Source organism: Peribacillus sp. P4_C12, from assembly GCF_056402095.1.
This window is the reverse complement of record NZ_JBFUIB010000001.1, coordinates 60038-75812: the sequence shown is the minus strand read 5'-3', so window position 1 is coordinate 75812 and position 15775 is coordinate 60038. Positions and strand designations below refer to the sequence as shown.

Annotated in this window: 21 protein-coding genes; 6 read left to right on the top strand and 15 right to left on the bottom strand. The window is 39.9% G+C overall.

The window, feature by feature from the left end; all coding sequences use genetic code 11:
• Window positions 1-62: 62 nt before the first annotated feature.
• Window positions 63-572 carry a YwhD family protein gene (locus AC1DUW_RS00410; protein ID WP_379146396.1) on the bottom strand — a complete coding sequence of 170 codons (510 nt, stop codon included), beginning with the start codon at window positions 570-572 and terminating at the stop codon, window positions 63-65.
• A 38-nt stretch (window positions 573-610) separates the two neighbouring features.
• A complete protein-coding gene (locus AC1DUW_RS00405) occupies window positions 611-1285 on the bottom strand; it encodes a site-2 protease family protein (protein WP_477641783.1) in 675 nt (224 codons plus the stop codon).
• Between the two features lie 138 nt (window positions 1286-1423).
• Between AC1DUW_RS00405 and AC1DUW_RS00400 the strand changes: the two genes are divergently transcribed.
• Window positions 1424-1609 (top strand): 2-hydroxymuconate tautomerase, encoded by a 186-nt coding sequence (locus AC1DUW_RS00400; protein ID WP_053348435.1) that lies wholly within the window; start codon window positions 1424-1426, stop codon window positions 1607-1609.
• Window positions 1610-1637: 28 nt separating this feature from the next.
• Here AC1DUW_RS00400 and AC1DUW_RS00395 read toward each other — a convergent pair whose 3' ends face one another.
• The 3 genes from AC1DUW_RS00395 to AC1DUW_RS00385 all read right to left on the bottom strand — a co-directional run bounded on the left by AC1DUW_RS00395 (window position 1638) and on the right by AC1DUW_RS00385 (window position 3946).
• On the bottom strand, window positions 1638-2147 hold the full coding sequence (locus AC1DUW_RS00395; protein WP_053348434.1) for a YwgA family protein: 510 nt from the start codon (window positions 2145-2147) through the stop codon (window positions 1638-1640).
• Window positions 2148-2179: 32 nt separating this feature from the next.
• Window positions 2180-3487 (bottom strand): HD domain-containing protein, encoded by a 1308-nt coding sequence (locus AC1DUW_RS00390; protein ID WP_477641782.1) that lies wholly within the window; start codon window positions 3485-3487, stop codon window positions 2180-2182.
• A 237-nt stretch (window positions 3488-3724) separates the two neighbouring features.
• The gene (locus AC1DUW_RS00385) at window positions 3725-3946 is read right to left on the bottom strand and encodes a YuzB family protein (protein WP_053348432.1); all 222 of its coding nucleotides are present in this window, start codon (window positions 3944-3946) and stop codon (window positions 3725-3727) included.
• A 333-nt stretch (window positions 3947-4279) separates the two neighbouring features.
• Here AC1DUW_RS00385 and AC1DUW_RS00380 point away from each other — a divergent pair, with 333 nt between their 5' ends.
• Window positions 4280-5026 (top strand): RsfA family transcriptional regulator, encoded by a 747-nt coding sequence (locus tag AC1DUW_RS00380; protein ID WP_053348431.1) that lies wholly within the window; start codon window positions 4280-4282, stop codon window positions 5024-5026.
• Window positions 5027-5287: 261 nt separating this feature from the next.
• Here the strand turns inward: AC1DUW_RS00380 and lipL are convergent, their stop codons facing one another.
• Window positions 5288-6139 carry an octanoyl-[GcvH]:protein N-octanoyltransferase gene (lipL, locus tag AC1DUW_RS00375; RefSeq protein ID WP_053348430.1) on the bottom strand — a complete coding sequence of 284 codons (852 nt, stop codon included), beginning with the start codon at window positions 6137-6139 and terminating at the stop codon, window positions 5288-5290.
• 38 nt (window positions 6140-6177) lie between these two features.
• Window positions 6178-7164, bottom strand: coding sequence for a phosphate acetyltransferase (gene pta, locus AC1DUW_RS00370; RefSeq protein ID WP_477641781.1), 987 nt, complete (start codon window positions 7162-7164; stop codon window positions 6178-6180).
• 259 nt (window positions 7165-7423) lie between these two features.
• On the opposite strand from pta, the gene hemQ reads away from it, so the two are divergent.
• On the top strand, window positions 7424-8173 hold the full coding sequence (gene hemQ / locus AC1DUW_RS00365) for a hydrogen peroxide-dependent heme synthase (protein ID WP_053348428.1): 750 nt from the start codon (window positions 7424-7426) through the stop codon (window positions 8171-8173).
• 430 nt (window positions 8174-8603) lie between these two features.
• Window positions 8604-9119 (top strand): spore coat protein GerQ, encoded by a 516-nt coding sequence (gerQ, locus tag AC1DUW_RS00360; protein WP_082612735.1) that lies wholly within the window; start codon window positions 8604-8606, stop codon window positions 9117-9119.
• Window positions 9120-9255: 136 nt separating this feature from the next.
• Here gerQ and AC1DUW_RS00355 read toward each other — a convergent pair whose 3' ends face one another.
• The 4 genes from AC1DUW_RS00355 to AC1DUW_RS00340 form a co-directional block, all read right to left on the bottom strand.
• Window positions 9256-9624, bottom strand: coding sequence for a DUF423 domain-containing protein (locus tag AC1DUW_RS00355; protein WP_053348427.1), 369 nt, complete (start codon window positions 9622-9624; stop codon window positions 9256-9258).
• A 26-nt stretch (window positions 9625-9650) separates the two neighbouring features.
• Window positions 9651-9932 (bottom strand): YwdI family protein, encoded by a 282-nt coding sequence (locus AC1DUW_RS00350; protein ID WP_289709872.1) that lies wholly within the window; start codon window positions 9930-9932, stop codon window positions 9651-9653.
• A gap of 64 nt (window positions 9933-9996) precedes the next feature.
• Window positions 9997-10209 (bottom strand): hypothetical protein, encoded by a 213-nt coding sequence (locus AC1DUW_RS00345; RefSeq protein ID WP_053348425.1) that lies wholly within the window; start codon window positions 10207-10209, stop codon window positions 9997-9999.
• Complete coding sequence (locus tag AC1DUW_RS00340; RefSeq protein WP_053348424.1) at window positions 10184-10864, bottom strand: uracil-DNA glycosylase; 681 nt, start codon at window positions 10862-10864, stop codon at window positions 10184-10186. Before AC1DUW_RS00340 ends, AC1DUW_RS00345 begins: the two co-directional genes overlap by 26 nt.
• A gap of 150 nt (window positions 10865-11014) precedes the next feature.
• On the opposite strand from AC1DUW_RS00340, the gene AC1DUW_RS00335 reads away from it, so the two are divergent.
• On the top strand, window positions 11015-12448 hold the full coding sequence (locus AC1DUW_RS00335; protein WP_477641780.1) for a phospholipase D family protein: 1434 nt from the start codon (window positions 11015-11017) through the stop codon (window positions 12446-12448).
• A 147-nt stretch (window positions 12449-12595) separates the two neighbouring features.
• Window positions 12596-12943, top strand: coding sequence for a YflT domain-containing protein (locus AC1DUW_RS00330; protein ID WP_053348422.1), 348 nt, complete (start codon window positions 12596-12598; stop codon window positions 12941-12943).
• An 86-nt stretch (window positions 12944-13029) separates the two neighbouring features.
• On the opposite strand, the gene AC1DUW_RS00325 is transcribed toward AC1DUW_RS00330, so the two are convergent.
• The 4 genes from AC1DUW_RS00325 to mobA are packed head-to-tail and all read right to left on the bottom strand — an operon-like array spanning window position 13030 to window position 15390.
• Complete coding sequence (locus AC1DUW_RS00325; RefSeq protein WP_477641779.1) at window positions 13030-14049, bottom strand: thiazole biosynthesis adenylyltransferase ThiF; 1020 nt, start codon at window positions 14047-14049, stop codon at window positions 13030-13032.
• Window positions 14050-14074: 25 nt separating this feature from the next.
• Complete coding sequence (moaD, locus tag AC1DUW_RS00320) at window positions 14075-14308, bottom strand: molybdopterin converting factor subunit 1 (protein WP_053348420.1); 234 nt, start codon at window positions 14306-14308, stop codon at window positions 14075-14077.
• Window positions 14301-14765 carry a molybdenum cofactor biosynthesis protein MoaE gene (locus tag AC1DUW_RS00315; protein WP_477641778.1) on the bottom strand — a complete coding sequence of 155 codons (465 nt, stop codon included), beginning with the start codon at window positions 14763-14765 and terminating at the stop codon, window positions 14301-14303. The genes moaD and AC1DUW_RS00315 overlap by 8 nt, the downstream gene beginning before the upstream one ends.
• Window positions 14755-15390, bottom strand: coding sequence for a molybdenum cofactor guanylyltransferase (gene mobA, locus AC1DUW_RS00310; RefSeq protein ID WP_477641777.1), 636 nt, complete (start codon window positions 15388-15390; stop codon window positions 14755-14757). The genes AC1DUW_RS00315 and mobA overlap by 11 nt, the downstream gene beginning before the upstream one ends.
• Window positions 15391-15775 lie beyond the last annotated feature (385 nt).

Genomic DNA, 15775 nt, shown 5'->3' with positions numbered 1-15775 from the left:
TTTCCTACAAGTGCATTTTTCACTAAACTTCAAATTTCATACATTAATACATTAAATCACATTCAAACCGTCAATGACTGCTTGAGCTGGGCTGATGAGCGTTCCCACATGCCTGCATCATGGTTTTTCAGGAAGTCCGCAAGTATCCGCTTTGATTTGTCATCCATGTCGTCAACGATGATATGTCGTTTTAGCGATTTATCCATCCGGTTAACATGCTCCGGAAGGGATTTGTACCCGCGTCTAATTGAACGATCGACCATCATTTCACAAGCTGTCACACCTGCATAATGTGGACCATTTTGAGTGGCTTCAATAGTCACCCAAACAAGCCAGTAAAGTTTGGCATTCGGGACCTCTTCCTTAGTCTTTAAAAATTTGATTCCTTTTTCCACTGCACTTCTCGCATGCATCGCCCCAATATCGACCTCGGCTTCGCCCGCGTCAACATCAATGATGACCGGAGAAATATTATCGAGCGTCAAAACCCCAGCCCCATATCCGCTATGTCCTTTCATCGGATCGTTTTTAATAATATTAAACCCTACCTTTTTCTTTGGTTGTTCTTCCATGTTTATATCCCCCTTTATTGTTTGTCATTCCTTATCAGTTAAAAAAACAAAAGTGAAAAAAATTGACTCAAGGTGCCACCTACAAACGGCACGATAGTATCCAAAATGGGCCTAATTGTATAATGACTCAGAGGAGTGATAATCAGAATCAAAAAAATCAGGGAGCCATATTGTTCATACTGGGTCATTTTTGCCCGTAAGTCTGCTGAAACAAGATCTTGTACGATCCTATAACCATCGAGCGGTGGTAGCGGTATCAGATTAAATACAAATAAAAGGATATTTAAGTTTATGAGCATACTTAAGAATGGCTCGACGAAAAAAGGTAAATCAGGTCCAACGCCTGACGCAAGTAACCCGTAAAAAATTAAAAAACCCAAAATTGCAACAAGCAAATTACTGAACGGACCGGCAAAAGAGACGAGTACTCCTGCCAATTTTGGATTCTTAAAATGAAAACGATTGACCGGGACAGGTCTTGCCCAACCAAATCCGGCTATCAATATCAGCAGTGTTCCTATCGGATCCAAATGCTGAATCGGATTCAATGTGACTCTTCCTTCATTCTTTGCAGTCGGGTCACCGAACTTATAGGCTACATAAGCATGGGAAAATTCATGAACCGTAAATGCGATTAACAGTGACACAATGACATATGGAAGTTGTTCCAAACTATAAGCCAAAAACCGTTCTATTTGCTCCAAGAATTGCATAAATAGCTTCTCCCCCAATATATATTACCGTTAGTATACAACAAAAGACCAAGAAGTGAAAAAACTCTGATTTCAGTATCTTGCAATTCCATTTCCAATGTGAAACACTACAACATAAGGGGAAAGGGGGGAAAGAATATGCCATATGTAACAGTCAAAATGCTTGAAGGCCGTACGGACGAGCAAAAAAAGGCTTTAGTTGAAAAAGTAACCGCAGCGGTTACGGAAACGACTGGAGCACCAGCTGAAGCTGTAACGATTTTCATTGAAGAAATGACAAAAAATCATTTAGCAGTAGCAGGCGTCCGCAAAAGCGACCAATAGATTTACATAATTAGGAAAAGCTAAGCCATCAATTCGGCTTAGCTTTTGTTTTTAATTGATCAATATATACATATGCTTCATCAATTTCTTCAAGCGTATATTTTTGCTTACTTTTCAATGTAAAGATCTTTTCGATAACCTCTTCTTTTTCCAATGTATCGAAGTAAAGCACCGTCGAAACAAGCTCCAAAAAACGGGCATTTTGTTCGTTCATATCCAGTAAGCAAGCTTCAAGAGCGGGCATCTCCACTTCCTGTATGGATAGGAAATCCTGTCCAGCATCCGTTATAGAATAACAGTACTGGTAATAACCTGCTTTTTTTTCTCTTACTTCATTCAAGTAACCCATATCGCAAAGCTCTTCAATTCGTAAGGTCAACTCCTCCGAATACGGTCCGTAAAAGTGAAACTGAAACTTTTCATGAAACGGAAAGGACAGCTTCTTCGCGATATACACAATTTTTTGCAGTTTTTTCCGACCTGAAATTTCACCGGCAGTAGAAATCGCATTGATAATGTTTGCATGATCCTTAAACAAGGCTCGTCACTCCTCACCAAAAATGTACCACTTTAATCCGAAAGCTCCAAAAGCTTACGAATTTGTTTTTTAATATTTTTCTTCGTTGATTCATCGCGCAATAAATCGGATGGATAATACAATTTATGATCCGTTCTTCTTTTCCCCGAAATTGCATCGACTATTTCAGATTCACGTGACAATTCACGGATTTCCCCATTATTTTTCAACAAGTGAATCGGTAGTCTCTCCTCTTCCTCACCTGGTCGGTAAAAATCATACGGCAAATCGGATGAGGAATCGACGACGAGATAATAATCCGGATCGATTCCTGCCTTCTTAAATAATGTTCTTAACTCCATTAATCTGTTCATCTGACTATTAGATGGATGAAATTCTACATATTTAAATAGTTTACGGTTAACGAAGCGAGTGCATAAATCCTTTAATATCGCATCATTTTCCTCTTCCCATGCTCCAAAATAATAGAGCATCACAGCTTCATCCATTTTCAAATAGTCTGCTAACGTTACTTCTCCCTTAAACAGAGAATAAAAATGGTGAGGTTCCTGAGCAAACTCATAGCCGGATTCATATAAATGCTTCGCTCTGTGTAATATTTTGGTAAGAATGACTTCCGCACTCCTCGTCACTGGATGGAAATAAACCTGCCAATACATTTGGTAACGGCTCATAATATAGTCTTCCACCGCATGCATCCCACTTTGCTTAATGACGGCATGCTCTTCACGAGGCCGCATTACCCTCAAAAGCCGTTCCATATCAAAATGTCCATAACTTACCCCAGTAAAGTATGCATCCCGTTGCAAATAATCCATTCTATCGGCATCAATCTGACTCGAAATCAGGCTGACTACTAATTTGCCTTTATACGTTTTTGCAATAACCTCTGCCACTTTTTTAGGAAAATCATGACCTACTTTGAGCAGGATTTTATTCACTTCTGTATCACCCACAATTATCTGTTGGGTGAATTGCTCGTGATCTAGGTCAAACACCTTTTCAAAAGAATGAGAGAATGGACCATGTCCTAAATCATGCAGAAGTGCCGCACATAGAGAAAGTAGCCGTTCCTCCGGTTTCCATTCCGGTCTGCCTTCGAAAACATCATCAACGATTCTCCGGACAATCTCATATACCCCAAGCGAATGGCTGAGTCGACTATGTTCCGCACCGTGAAAAGTTAAATAAGTCGTCCCCAGTTGCTTGATTCTACGAAGACGTTGGAATTCCTTCGTCCCAATTAAATCCCATATAACCCGGTCACGAACATGTATATATCGGTGCACCGGGTCTTTGAATACTTTTTCTTCCTGTAATTTTTCGCCGGAATATCCCATGAACTACCCTCTTTTTCATATTCTCAATGCTTTCATTATAGCGTGTTTTGACAAAAAACCCTAACTCACCCCTTGATAGCAAGAGGGACCATTTTGTAAGAAAACGGAAGTTTTTATCGATTTGCGTATCGAAAATAAGGAAATAAAAAATCACCGCAGTTTGTTGAATCTGGGTGATGAATGGCGTGTTTCATTTATCAAAAGTAGTCAATCTACCCTAATTATCTATCATGAATTCTACTTTAGTTTTTTATTAATTTTATCTAGTAACTCGTCTTCCGTTGGAGCTGCAACTGGACGGTTATTGACAAAGGCAAATGATTTCTTTCTGCCTGGACCGCAATAGGATTGACAGCCAATTTCAATTTTCGCATCGGGATCAAGCTTTTCCAGACGGGGAATTAACGTTTTAATATTTACCGCCAAGCAGTCATCACACACTCTGAATTCATTGGACATCCTTCGGTCACCATCCTTTCTATGACAAACTATTTTTCATCCCATTTACATAACTAAAGGGTATTTTACCGTTTCTACCTATTAATATCAAGAGGGTTAGATGGATGTGAAAAGGGAAGTCCAGCCAAAAGGAAATGGTGTAATTAATGATTTCTGAGTCAGTGCATCCTTTATTTTCCCTAAAATTACAAAAAACTAGTATCCTTTCAACCTTTTTGTATAAAAAATCCAGATTTTGTCCAAAATGCTAGTAGAACACCCCATAAATCATTGCCACACGATATTTTATATAGTTATTTATTTTAAAAGTTACCAGAAAGGGAGTATGTAGAAATGAAGGTTCGTCAAGATGCCTGGACAGAAGAAGATGATTTGCTTTTAGCAGAAACGGTATTGCGCCATGTGCGGGAAGGCAGCACTCAGCTGAATGCTTTTGAGGAGGTTGGGGACAAGTTAAACCGCACCTCTGCCGCTTGCGGGTTCCGTTGGAATGCAGTCGTCCGCCATAATTATGATAAAGCTCTTTCCCTTGCTAAAAAGCAGCGCAAGCAGCGCCAAAGGATTCTTGGAAAAGATCAAGGAGGGAAAAAACGGCTTCTTTATACACCGCCGTCTCCAACGATTACTGATATTATGGTTCCTCACCTACAAGAAGAGGAACTAGAGTTAGAATCCGAAGTAGAAACTACTAATTATGAAACAGCAGAAGAATTCGTTGTGGCTGAAGCTTTCATGCCAAAGCAACAGAACATACCAGTAACACTAGAAAAGACTATGAACCTTGATACGATTATAGCCTATTTAGAATCTATGAACGGCCGAATGCTTCAGGCTGAAGTATTAAAAACCGAAAATGAAAGATTGAAGCTCGAAATTAAAGGCCTGAAAAAACGAAATGAAGATCTTGAAAATAAGATAAGCCATCTAGAGCAGAACAGCGGCTTGATGCAGGAAGATTATGAGACTTTGATGAATATCATGAATCGAGCAAGAAAGCTGGTCTTATTAGAGGAAGAGGAACGGCCAGCAACAAAGTTCAAAATGGACCGAAATGGCAATTTAGAAAAAATGGCTGAGTAATTAAAATAATGTGGGGTTCTGCTTACAGATCAAACACATGGTAAAGGCCAACCATAGGTTACCTCAGATCGAAAAAGAGAGTCTAAAAAAGGCTCTTTTTTTCATGGCTTCAAGTGATAATAGTTGAAAGGACTAAAGACGCGGCCTATCTGATTTTACTTTGGTTTCCAATCTCTGTTCCTTTAACAGTTTCAGTGAATAATAAAATCATATTGAAATGTGAAAAAGCTGTTTCCAACTTACAGAAACAGCTTTTTCATATCAGTCTTCTTTTAATGAATCAAATACCTTATCATTACGTTCTACCACTCTTGTTAAGTAAGCTTCGTATAACGGCCATTCTTCCACTGAAAGAGAATCGGAGAAGATCCTACCGCTATGTTCCTTCAATACATGCAGGAATCTAAGCATTACGTCCTGTACGCTCAATCGCACGTCTAATAGTTCTGAAAGGGAAGCCATTACAGATGGCATGATATCAGGATAAGTAAATTTTGTTTCTGCATCTCCTTTAGCGGCTTCGTAAAAACCCTTCACAAGACTGGCTCGCTCTGCACCGCTTCCATTGACGCACAAGTAAATTTGCACCGCTACACCATTGCGAATCCGACGCTGAGATATACCGGCAAACTTTCTCCCATTTATACTTAAATCATAGCTTCCTGGGCAATATGAACCGGTGATTTCCCTTGCCTCCATTTCGACTTCGAAATCAGCAAACATCAATTGAACAAGCTCCCACATCGCATCATATCCACGATTGATTTCAATTTTCCGCTCATTTTCGGGGAAAATGAGCGATAAATTAAGAACTCCCTCATCCAGCACAACTGCAAGCCCTCCAGAATTCCGTACAATGGCCTGGAAATCGTGTTCTTTTAAATAATCCACACCTTTTTTAAGAAAAGGCAGCTTCGTATCCTGAATACCAAGCACAACCGTCTGATGGTGTACCCACGCTCTTGCTACGGCCATTGATTTACCAGACCCTACGGAAGCACAAAACGTATCATCCATAGCAAAGGACTCTAGAGCAGGAAACTGAGGACCGACGGATGATTGATCAATAACCCGCCACTCTTGCTGCTTTAACAATGAATCTGTTTTACACATATAAATCTCCCTCTACTTTTTATCCTTCATGACATGACTTATTGATATTGGGCCACTAAGCCCTGTGCAGCTGTGATAACAGCTAATTTATATACATCCTCTTCACTGCATCCCCTTGAAAGATCATTTACAGGACGGTTAAGTCCCTGTAGGATCGGGCCGACCGCTTCGAAGCCACCCAGGCGCTGTACCATTTTATAGCTAATGTTTCCTGCCTCAAGACTTGGAAAAATAAAAACATTAGCATCTCCTTGAATAGGAGAATCCGGTGCTTTTTGTCTAGCGACCGACGGAACAAAGGCCGCATCAAATTGAAATTCTCCATCAAGAAGAATTTGAGGGTCCATTTCTTTTGCCAATTTGACAGCATCAACGACTTTCTGAGTCTCCGAAGATTTTGCCGATCCTTTTGTCGAAAAACTCAGCATCGCCACACGCGGTTCGATATCGAACATAAGGGCCGTCTTCGCACTTTCTACGGCGATTTCTGCCAGGTCCTGGGAATCAGGGTTAATATTAATTGCACAATCAGCAAACACGTACTTTTCCTCGCCACGGACCATAATAAAGGCACCTGATGTTTTTTGAATACCTGGCTTTGTTTTAATGATTCGTAGAGCAGGACGGACCGTATCAGCTGTTGAATGAGTTGCGCCACTCACCATGCCATGTGCCTGTTTAATATGAACAAGCATTGTTCCAAAATAATTCTCATCCAATAGGGTTTCACGGGCTTGTTCTTCAGACGCCTTACCATTTCGTACCTTTACAAACGCTTCGACCATTTCATCCATCATGATATAATTCTTCGGGTCATATATTTCAATGGATTCAAGAGAAATTTTTAATTCCCTAGCTTTCTCTTGAATCAACTCGATATCGCCAATCAATACAGGCGTTACTAGTTTAGCTTTGGCAAGCCTGCCTGCAGCTCCCAAAATGCGTTCATCCAATCCTTCTGGAAAGACGATTTTTAAATTATGCTCTGTAATTTTCGATTCTAATATTTCAAATAAATCACTCACTACCGCATCCTCCTTTTATGTACGCTGCTCTTGTTATTTCTATATCAACCATTCAGCAAAACTTCCATTTTCGTCTTCTTTTAAGAATACTCTAGCAGCTAGGTAAATTCCAGCCACTTTGGTCACCATCATGAAATCGGCAAATATGAAATTTGTTTGAACACCGAAGAACAGTAACGGTGTTTGCGGACTGATATAAATTTCCTTATACTTAAACTATGTTATATTAAAGATATACTAAGACTTAGGAGTGATCGCAATGAGTGAAGCAGCACAAACACTTGACGGCTGGTATTGTTTACATGACTTCCGTCTGATTGATTGGGCTTCTTGGAAAACGTTATCAAGTGACGAACGCCAATTAGCTATCTCAGAATTCCAAGGTTTACTGGATAAATGGAATACGACTCAAAGCAATAATGAAGGCAGTCATGCCCTCTATTCCATCGTTGGCCAAAAAGCGGACTTCATGCTTATGTTTGCCCGCCCAACAATGGAAGAATTGAATGCAATTGAAAACGAATTCAATAAAACGAAACTTGCCGAATATACAATCCCAGCTTATTCCTACGTTTCTGTAGTGGAATTAAGTAATTACCTAGCAGGTGGAGATGATGAGGATCCTTACCAAAACCCTCATGTACGTTCAAGACTTTATCCGATTCTTCCACAAGCGAAGCATGTATGCTTCTACCCAATGGACAAGCGTCGTGAAGGTGATGATAACTGGTACATGCTTTCTATGGAAGAACGCAAGGGCTTAATGCGTTCACATGGTTTGATTGGCCGCAGTTATGCCGGTAAAGTAAAACAAATCATTTCCGGTTCTGTCGGCTTTGACGATTATGAGTGGGGCGTTACGCTATTTGCAGATGATGTCCTTCAATTTAAAAAGTTAATCTATGAAATGCGTTTTGATGAAGTAAGCGCACGCTACGCTGCGTTCGGTTCTTTCTTTGTAGGGAATATCCTTCCAGAAGAAAGCGTACCCTCTTTCTTATACGTATAAGACATGAGCTTCCGGATCATCCGGAAGCTTTTTACTTTTTGAAACCCTCCTTTTATTTCCCCGGCTGTGGAATAAATCTATGACACATCCCATACATTTTCAATAGTGATGAATTTATTTTTTCACAGGTTTATTAAACTTAAGGAATATTGACCAAGGCAACGCCTAACTCCAGCGAGGTGAAGGAACTTTACTTCTATTTACTAGTCCGTCAAGAGGATTTGACTTTACCCGTAAATCATTAAAGGCAACCGTTATGTATCGCTTAAAATTCATTGTGGTTTTTTAAGCCACCCGGGGATTGTCAAGAACAGTGGTATAACCAATACAATACCGGTCGCTATAAATCGCACTGTTTCTTCCAGCCCACGCACTCGGATTGTCCAAATTCCACAAAATCAAATAAACCTTGAATTTAGGAGGGAATGTAATGTCACAAAATAACCCTTATGGTAATTATCCGTACGGAGGAAGCCCATATTACCCCTATGAAAATAATGAGTCTGACCTGCGACAACAGGCTCCTTACCCGCAACAAAATTTCCAGCAGCAGGCTTACCAACAACCATCATACCAGCCACAGCAGCCCACTAAAGCAGGCACGCCTCAGCAAATACCTATGCCGATGAATGCTCCCACATCCGGACCACAGGTACCTGGCATGCTTCCAGTCGAGGCATCGTATATCGAGAACATCCTACGTCTAAATAAAGGGAAATTGGCGACCGTTTATACGACGTTTGAAAACAACAAGGAGTGGAATGCAAAGATCTTCAAAGGAATTATCGAAGCTGCGGGACGCGACCACTTAATCATAAGCGACCCGCAAACAGGAAAACGTTACTTAATCCCGATGGTATACTTAGATTACATTACCTTTGACGAAGAAATTGAGTATGAATATCCATTTGGAGGCGCTGGGCTTGCCACGTATTCGCCAAGGTGAAGAAAGCTTTAATGTTCTAAGAAACAGGCTCAAATTCTTGTGATTTTGAGCCTGTTTTTTATATGAAAATAACCTGGATAATTCATTTTTCATCCATGATGAAAAAAAAGCTGACCTAGAAAAAGGTCAGCTTTTTTTATAAGTATTTATATGCAGCAATGATCATTAGAACCCAAGCAACCAAGAATGAAACCCCACCAATTGGTGTAATGGCTCCCAGCACTTTGATTTGAGTAACACTAAGAACGAATAAGCTTCCGGAAAACAGGATAATTCCTATCAGCATAAGCCAGCCTGACCAATTAATTAGCGGGCTTGAGATCTTTCCCGCCAACAAACCAATCACTAATAAACCCGCTGCATGAAACATTTGATAATCGACAGCCGTCTGCCATGTTGCTAAATATTTATCAGGAATTTTCCCTTCCAGTCCGTGCGCTCCGAATGCACCTAGCGCTACGGCAATAAAACCATTCAATGCTCCTAAAATGATAAACAGTTTCACTTTTTCTTCGCCCCTCTTTATTTAATTTAAAAATCGAATAAGGATGCGCCATTTGCTTCATCCATTTTAACCGGCTCTACATTGGATACAGATGACATAACAGGCTGGGTCAATGTGATTGGCTTTGGGATGCTGATGTTTCCGGCTTTTTCATCCACCATTACTTCACATAGAGACTGAATGGCAATTACATACCCCTGCAACTTATCCTCTGAATTTGCCTGTTTCGCTTTCAAGACAAGCTCTTCCATTTTATCTAACATTCGTTTTGATGAAATATCCACCTTTACCACCTCGTCTACATACATGTCAAAACCTTCATCCCTAGCATAGCAAAAATTTGAGGTGAAGAAAACATCCTTGCATACTGATCTACTTTTTTAACAGCTTGGATTCAAACTTCATGCAAAGCTGTCCGGAAGAACGAAAAACATCAAGAGATGGTTGGTTTAACGTTTTAAATTGAAAAGCACGGCAGCCTTTTGGAAAATTAGGATCCCAAGTTACATAAAAATGCCTGCACGCCATACAATTTACCCGTTCAATTTTCTTCTCCACATCAACGATTCGAGATTTTCCAATCAATTGGGGATTCCCCCATTTCCTTCAGCAATTGATTTGTTTTAGAAAACGGCTTGCTACCAAAGAAACCTCGGGTCGCCGACAATGGGCTAGGATGGACGGACGTAATGATCTTATGACGGCTTTCATCGATCAAAGGGATTTTAGTTTGAGCCGGCCTCCCCCACAAGATAAAAACAACCGGTTTTTGTCGGTCATTCAGCAAGCGGATAACTTGATTCGTAAAGATCTCCCATCCCTTTCCTCTGTGTGAATGGGCTTCTCCCTCACGCACAGTCAAGACGGTATTCAACAGAAGTACACCCTGGTCTGCCCATTCAACAAGGGAACCATTATCCGGAACCTCACAACCTAGATCACTTTGTAACTCTTTAAAAATATTTCTTAGAGAAGGCGGAATACGCACCTCCGGCTTCACGGAAAAACTAAGGCCATGTGCTTGGTCCGGTCCATGATAAGGGTCCTGACCAAGAATGACAACCTTTACCTTTTTATATGAAGTAAATTGAAGTGCATTGAAAATATCATCCTGATTCGGATGAATGACATGCTGACTGTACTCTTGTTTTATAAACTCCCTTAGCTCTTGGTAATAATTTTTTTTGAATTCCTCTTCCAACAGAGGCCACCAATCATTTGTTAATATCTGCTTTGCCATCTGCCATAGCCCCTTTCTTCTTTTTATACTATTATATCAAACTCATTTTCTTACCCTTTTTCACATAGATTACGATTTATGTTTCTATATACCCCCTAATTGGGGAAATAGGTAGTTAGCAAGCAATCTAACCATGTTGGAGGATTCCCTATGAAAAAGTGGTACAAAAGAAAACGATTTTATCTGCTTGTTAGTATTTTAATCGTCATTACATTCGTGATTATCTATAACAGCTACAAGCCCTTGCCTGATGGCATTTCTTATGAAGGAAAGATTCATCATGTCGAGGATATTGATTTTATTTATGACCTGTCTTATCACGATAAAAAGGGAAATCCGCAACATGAACAGCGAATCTTCCAAACCATCAATCAAGCTATCGAAGAGGCTAATTCTTTTATCGTAATCGATATGTTTTTGTTTAATAATTTTTATGATGAAAAGATAAACTTTCCAAAGTTAACTGAGACTCTAACGGATAAACTGGTTGCCCAGAAGAAAAAGAAACCTAAGCTCCAGATTATGTTCATTACTGATGAAGTAAATACTACCTATAATGCCTACCAATTAGAGGCACTGGAAACCCTGAAGCAAAATGACATTGATGTTATTGTAACCAACTTAGATCGGCTACGGGATCCAAACCCGCTCTATTCAGGTGTGTACAGGACCTTCTTCCAATGGTTTGGCGAAAGCGGAAAAGGTTGGATTGTGAACCCAATGGCCAAAAGCGCTCCAAAAGTCACCGTGCGCTCTTATCTTAGATTGATGAATATCAAAGCCAATCACAGGAAAGTGATCGCTACAGAAAAGACGGCCATTATTTCATCAGCAAACCCTCATGACGCGAGCGGATTCCACTCCAATATCGCCTTCCAGATGGATGGAAATATCATCGGTGATTTTGTTAAAGCAGAAGAAGCTGCTTCGAAATTCTCAGGGGGTCCGAAGGCATTTCCAGAATTCAAGGAGGCCTCTGTCGATAAAGGGCCGATTTCTGTACAGTTACTAACAGAGGGAAAAATCAATAAACATGTTCTTAAAGCAATTAAGGAAACGGAGAAAGGCGACCAAATCCAGCTTGCCATGTTTTATATTGCCGATCGCCATGTTGTCGAGGCCTTAACAGATGCAGCTAAACGAAACGTGAAAATTCAAATGATATTAGATCCGAATCAAAATGCATTTGGAAGTGAGAAAATCGGGCTCCCTAATCTTCCAGTTGCTGCTGAATTCGAAAAGCTGGGTGATGAAAACATCTCGATTCGTTGGTACAAAACAGATAAAGAACAGTTTCATACAAAGTTGATGATGATTCAAAACGCAGATGAAATGATTATTATTGGAGGATCGGCTAATTACACTGCACGCAATCTAGATGACTATAACCTCGAAGCCAATGTTGAAATCCACGCTCCGAATGATGCCGAAGTCACCCAGGATGTCGATAACTATTTTCAAAGACTTTGGAAAAATCAAGACGGAATATACACTGCGGATTATAGTGAATATCAGGATAAATTACCTGTTTTCAAATATTTAACCTACCGATTACAAAAGGTGTTCCGTTTCACCACATACTAAATATTATTATCATTATTCCATTGCAAAATGTTTATCCATGTCCAAATAAGGTTATATACTACTATAGCTAATCAACAACTAAGATAAGCAAGATACTATTTACCTAATTTAAGAAAGTCTTACACTAAAATTCAAGGAGGAGTTTATATGTATCAAGTACATGTTGTAGAAAACGGATTGCAAGCAAAGGAAAAAATTGATGAATTAGTTACATTCGGGTATACAAAGGATGATGTATATTTGTTTGCCCATGACAAAACTCGTTCGAAGCATCTTACCGAGAACACGAATACAGAAGATGTTGGCATGAAAGAACAAGGCTTCCTCGATACTGTTGGAAATCTCTTTAAATCACGTGGAGACGAACTTCGTAATCGAATGAGCAATCTTGGACTTAGTGATATGGAAGCAGAACGTTATGAGGAAGTACTTGATGAAGGAAAAGTCGTCATCGTTGCATCAAAACAAGATAATAAAGACGGTATTACTCACTAATTCTAATCAATCTTTATACATTACCCTATATAGCATTCTATAAAAAAGCGAGGCGCCTCTACCGGCAGCCTCGCTTTTTACATTTGTTATCCCAGAATACTTTGGTACATGGCCTTTGCATGGACCATGTTCTTCGTACCGTGAACCAATGCCCGACCATCTTGGAAAACAACCATCCGTTCACCATTCTTTTCACAAGAGAGAAGAAATGGATTAACCTTTACCAAATAACCACTTCCGTTCAAGTCTTTGGCCAACTTCTCTAGTTGAAGTTTCAATGGTTTTGGCGGTCTGACCTGTACTGTATCTCTTCCGCAAAGAACCGCTGTTTTCGTCGCGTTTTCCAAGGTTAAAAATGGATATGTCCGCTGATCTCCGCAAGAAAGACAATCCTTCTTTTTCACTTTTGTTAATCTAACAGTTTGGTATTGATTCCGCCACAAATCAAAAGTAACGAGCGAAGGACGAACTGATTCCCAATCCTCAACGAGAATTTTTAAGGCTTCGGCTATTTGATGTGCCACCACCATCGTTACAGCCGGTGAAATAATCCCACCTGTATCACAGGTCATTCCTTGAATCGGAATAGTTTTTAGCAAACAGTGCAAACAAGGCGTCTGTCCAGGCAGGATTGTCATTGTCATTCCAACACTACCTACACAGGCCCCATAAATCCACGGAATTTGAAGCTTTTGTGACAGATCATTGATAATCATCCGTGTTTCAAAGTTGTCAGTAGCATCCATTATCAAATCAACATGACCTAGCAGTGGTTCCAGAGTCTGCGCGGTTGCATCCATTATGACCGCCTTTACTTCTACTTCATGATTGATAGCATGCAAATGGCGTTTTGCCGCTTCAGCTTTTGGCAGCTTTTCTTCAACGTCCTGTTCAGTATACAGCTGTTGTCGTTGTAAATTACTGGTCTCGACATAATCCCTGTCCACAATAGTCAGCTTACCTACACCAGCGCGAGTCAAAGCTTCAGCGTTAGCAGATCCCAGTGCTCCGGCCCCGAGAAGTAATACATGCTTCTGTTGAATTTTCACCTGTCCCCCTTCACCAATGGGTGAAAATAAGGTCTGTCTTGAATATCGCTCGTTCACTATGATTCCCTCCTATCTGATCTAATCAGCCTCCACTAACAGGTGGAATAAAGGCTACTGTATCTCCATCAGATAAAATCGTTTCATCGTCGGCAAATTCTTCATTAACCGCTGTCATCACGGTTTCAAGACCCTCCAATTGAAATTCAATCTTCATTTTCCCTTTTAGCTGAGCCACACTCATTCCATTTCCTTCTATAGAAAGAGCTTCTTTTCCTAATTCATCTTTTAATTGAGCAAATAAGAGTACATTAATCATCTATATCCACCTCTTCTGGTTTTCCTTTCGGATAAGGAACAGTTTCCAATTGATTACCAACCCATGTTTCCCCATCCTCCCAATGTTCTTTTTTCCAAATTGGGACAATTTCTTTAATTCTTTCAATCGCATATCGATTTGCCTCATAGGCATCATTTCGATGTGGAGTACTAACAGCGATAACAACGGCGATATCCGTGATTTCCAATTTACCTACGCGATGGGTAATCGCCGTTTCTGCATCAGGCCAACGCTCCTTGATTTCGGAGCCGATTTGCTCTAGTTTCTTAATTGCCATCGGTTTATATGCTTCGTAAATTAAGAATAAAGTCTTTTTACCCTTCGTCATTTCCCTTACTGTACCAATAAAGGTCGTGACAGCACCCGCATTACGATTGACTACTTTATCAATCACTTTCTGGATGACAATCGGTTCTTTAGAAATGTCATAGTTCATGGCTACCATCCTTTATTAAAAATTCAGTTTGATTAATATGCCCTGCCTCTTGATAATCTTCTCTCGTATTCATATTGAAAAACAGGCGTTGAAAACGCTTAGGATTCTTATGATATAGCTCAAAGTCAGTTTCCTTAATAATTTTCACCGAAATCTTTTCTAAAAAGATCCTCATTTTCAATTCCTGTTTCACTAAACAATCCGTCAGTACAGGTAGGCACCTTTTATGGTAAACAGCGAGAAGCGGCTGAAGCCTGCCGTTGATTTCAGGGATGATGGCATCTAGATCAGGCTCATAATAGGAAATAATTTCATTTATTGCTTCTGCACTCACAAAAGGCATATCACAGGCCGTAAGAAACTGCAGCTCTGTTTTTGAGTAGGACATTCCTGCATGTAGTCCTCCAAGGGGGCCTCGATCTTTATGTAAATCGGGAATTAGCGGAAGGTGAAGAAATCGATAATCTTCAGATGTATTCGTAATGACTAGAATTTTTTCCGAAACTTTTTTCAGCTCGGAAGCCACTCTTGAGATATTCACGTCCTCGCCTATCTTCAACAGAGCTTTATTCACACCCATACGGCTAGATTTCCCGCCTGCTAAAAGCAGCATTGTGCATTCCATCTGATTCCCCCCTTCCTATTTCGGGATTAACCTCGCATCTAATGGTAACGCTATAAGGAATATATCCTTTAAAGAAGTTTTCAATGTATCCATATTTTAAATCAACTTCGAAAATAATGACACTTTCACAAACTTTGCTTGTTAATTAAAAAATAGAATATAGCCTATTTTTTATATAAACCAAACCCTAACACCCAGGAATTTCACACTGCCTAATCTCTTAAATTTCGTTCATTGGTTCATAATTTCCGATAATATTTTTTCAATTAAAACGTGTTTATTCGAAGCCTCTCCATGTCTCTCAAAAAGGTACTCATTTAGAGTGACAACTAAGTTTTACATAATAGAAATTTTGGTATATTCTAAAAACAGGATATTACCTGGT

What these genes read in the sequence shown, in the direction of transcription:
- AC1DUW_RS00410 (WP_379146396.1), bottom strand. Translation starts at nt 572, where the DNA reads ATGGAAGAACAACCAAAGAAAAAGGTAGGGTTTAATATTATTAAAAAC.
- AC1DUW_RS00405 (WP_477641783.1), bottom strand. Translation starts at nt 1,285, where the DNA reads ATGCAATTCTTGGAGCAAATAGAACGGTTTTTGGCTTATAGTTTGGAA.
- AC1DUW_RS00400 (WP_053348435.1), top strand. Translation starts at nt 1,424, where the DNA reads ATGCCATATGTAACAGTCAAAATGCTTGAAGGCCGTACGGACGAGCAA.
- AC1DUW_RS00390 (WP_477641782.1), bottom strand. Translation starts at nt 3,487, where the DNA reads ATGGGATATTCCGGCGAAAAATTACAGGAAGAAAAAGTATTCAAAGAC.
- AC1DUW_RS00385 (WP_053348432.1), bottom strand. Translation starts at nt 3,946, where the DNA reads ATGTCCAATGAATTCAGAGTGTGTGATGACTGCTTGGCGGTAAATATT.
- AC1DUW_RS00380 (WP_053348431.1), top strand. Translation starts at nt 4,280, where the DNA reads ATGAAGGTTCGTCAAGATGCCTGGACAGAAGAAGATGATTTGCTTTTA.
- lipL (WP_053348430.1), bottom strand. Translation starts at nt 6,139, where the DNA reads ATGTGTAAAACAGATTCATTGTTAAAGCAGCAAGAGTGGCGGGTTATT.
- hemQ (WP_053348428.1), top strand. Translation starts at nt 7,424, where the DNA reads ATGAGTGAAGCAGCACAAACACTTGACGGCTGGTATTGTTTACATGAC.
- gerQ (WP_082612735.1), top strand. Translation starts at nt 8,604, where the DNA reads ATGTCACAAAATAACCCTTATGGTAATTATCCGTACGGAGGAAGCCCA.
- AC1DUW_RS00350 (WP_289709872.1), bottom strand. Translation starts at nt 9,932, where the DNA reads ATGTATGTAGACGAGGTGGTAAAGGTGGATATTTCATCAAAACGAATG.
- AC1DUW_RS00340 (WP_053348424.1), bottom strand. Translation starts at nt 10,864, where the DNA reads ATGGCAAAGCAGATATTAACAAATGATTGGTGGCCTCTGTTGGAAGAG.
- AC1DUW_RS00335 (WP_477641780.1), top strand. Translation starts at nt 11,015, where the DNA reads ATGAAAAAGTGGTACAAAAGAAAACGATTTTATCTGCTTGTTAGTATT.
- AC1DUW_RS00330 (WP_053348422.1), top strand. Translation starts at nt 12,596, where the DNA reads ATGTATCAAGTACATGTTGTAGAAAACGGATTGCAAGCAAAGGAAAAA.
- moaD (WP_053348420.1), bottom strand. Translation starts at nt 14,308, where the DNA reads ATGATTAATGTACTCTTATTTGCTCAATTAAAAGATGAATTAGGAAAA.
- AC1DUW_RS00315 (WP_477641778.1), bottom strand. Translation starts at nt 14,765, where the DNA reads ATGAACTATGACATTTCTAAAGAACCGATTGTCATCCAGAAAGTGATT.
- mobA (WP_477641777.1), bottom strand. Translation starts at nt 15,390, where the DNA reads ATGGAATGCACAATGCTGCTTTTAGCAGGCGGGAAATCTAGCCGTATG.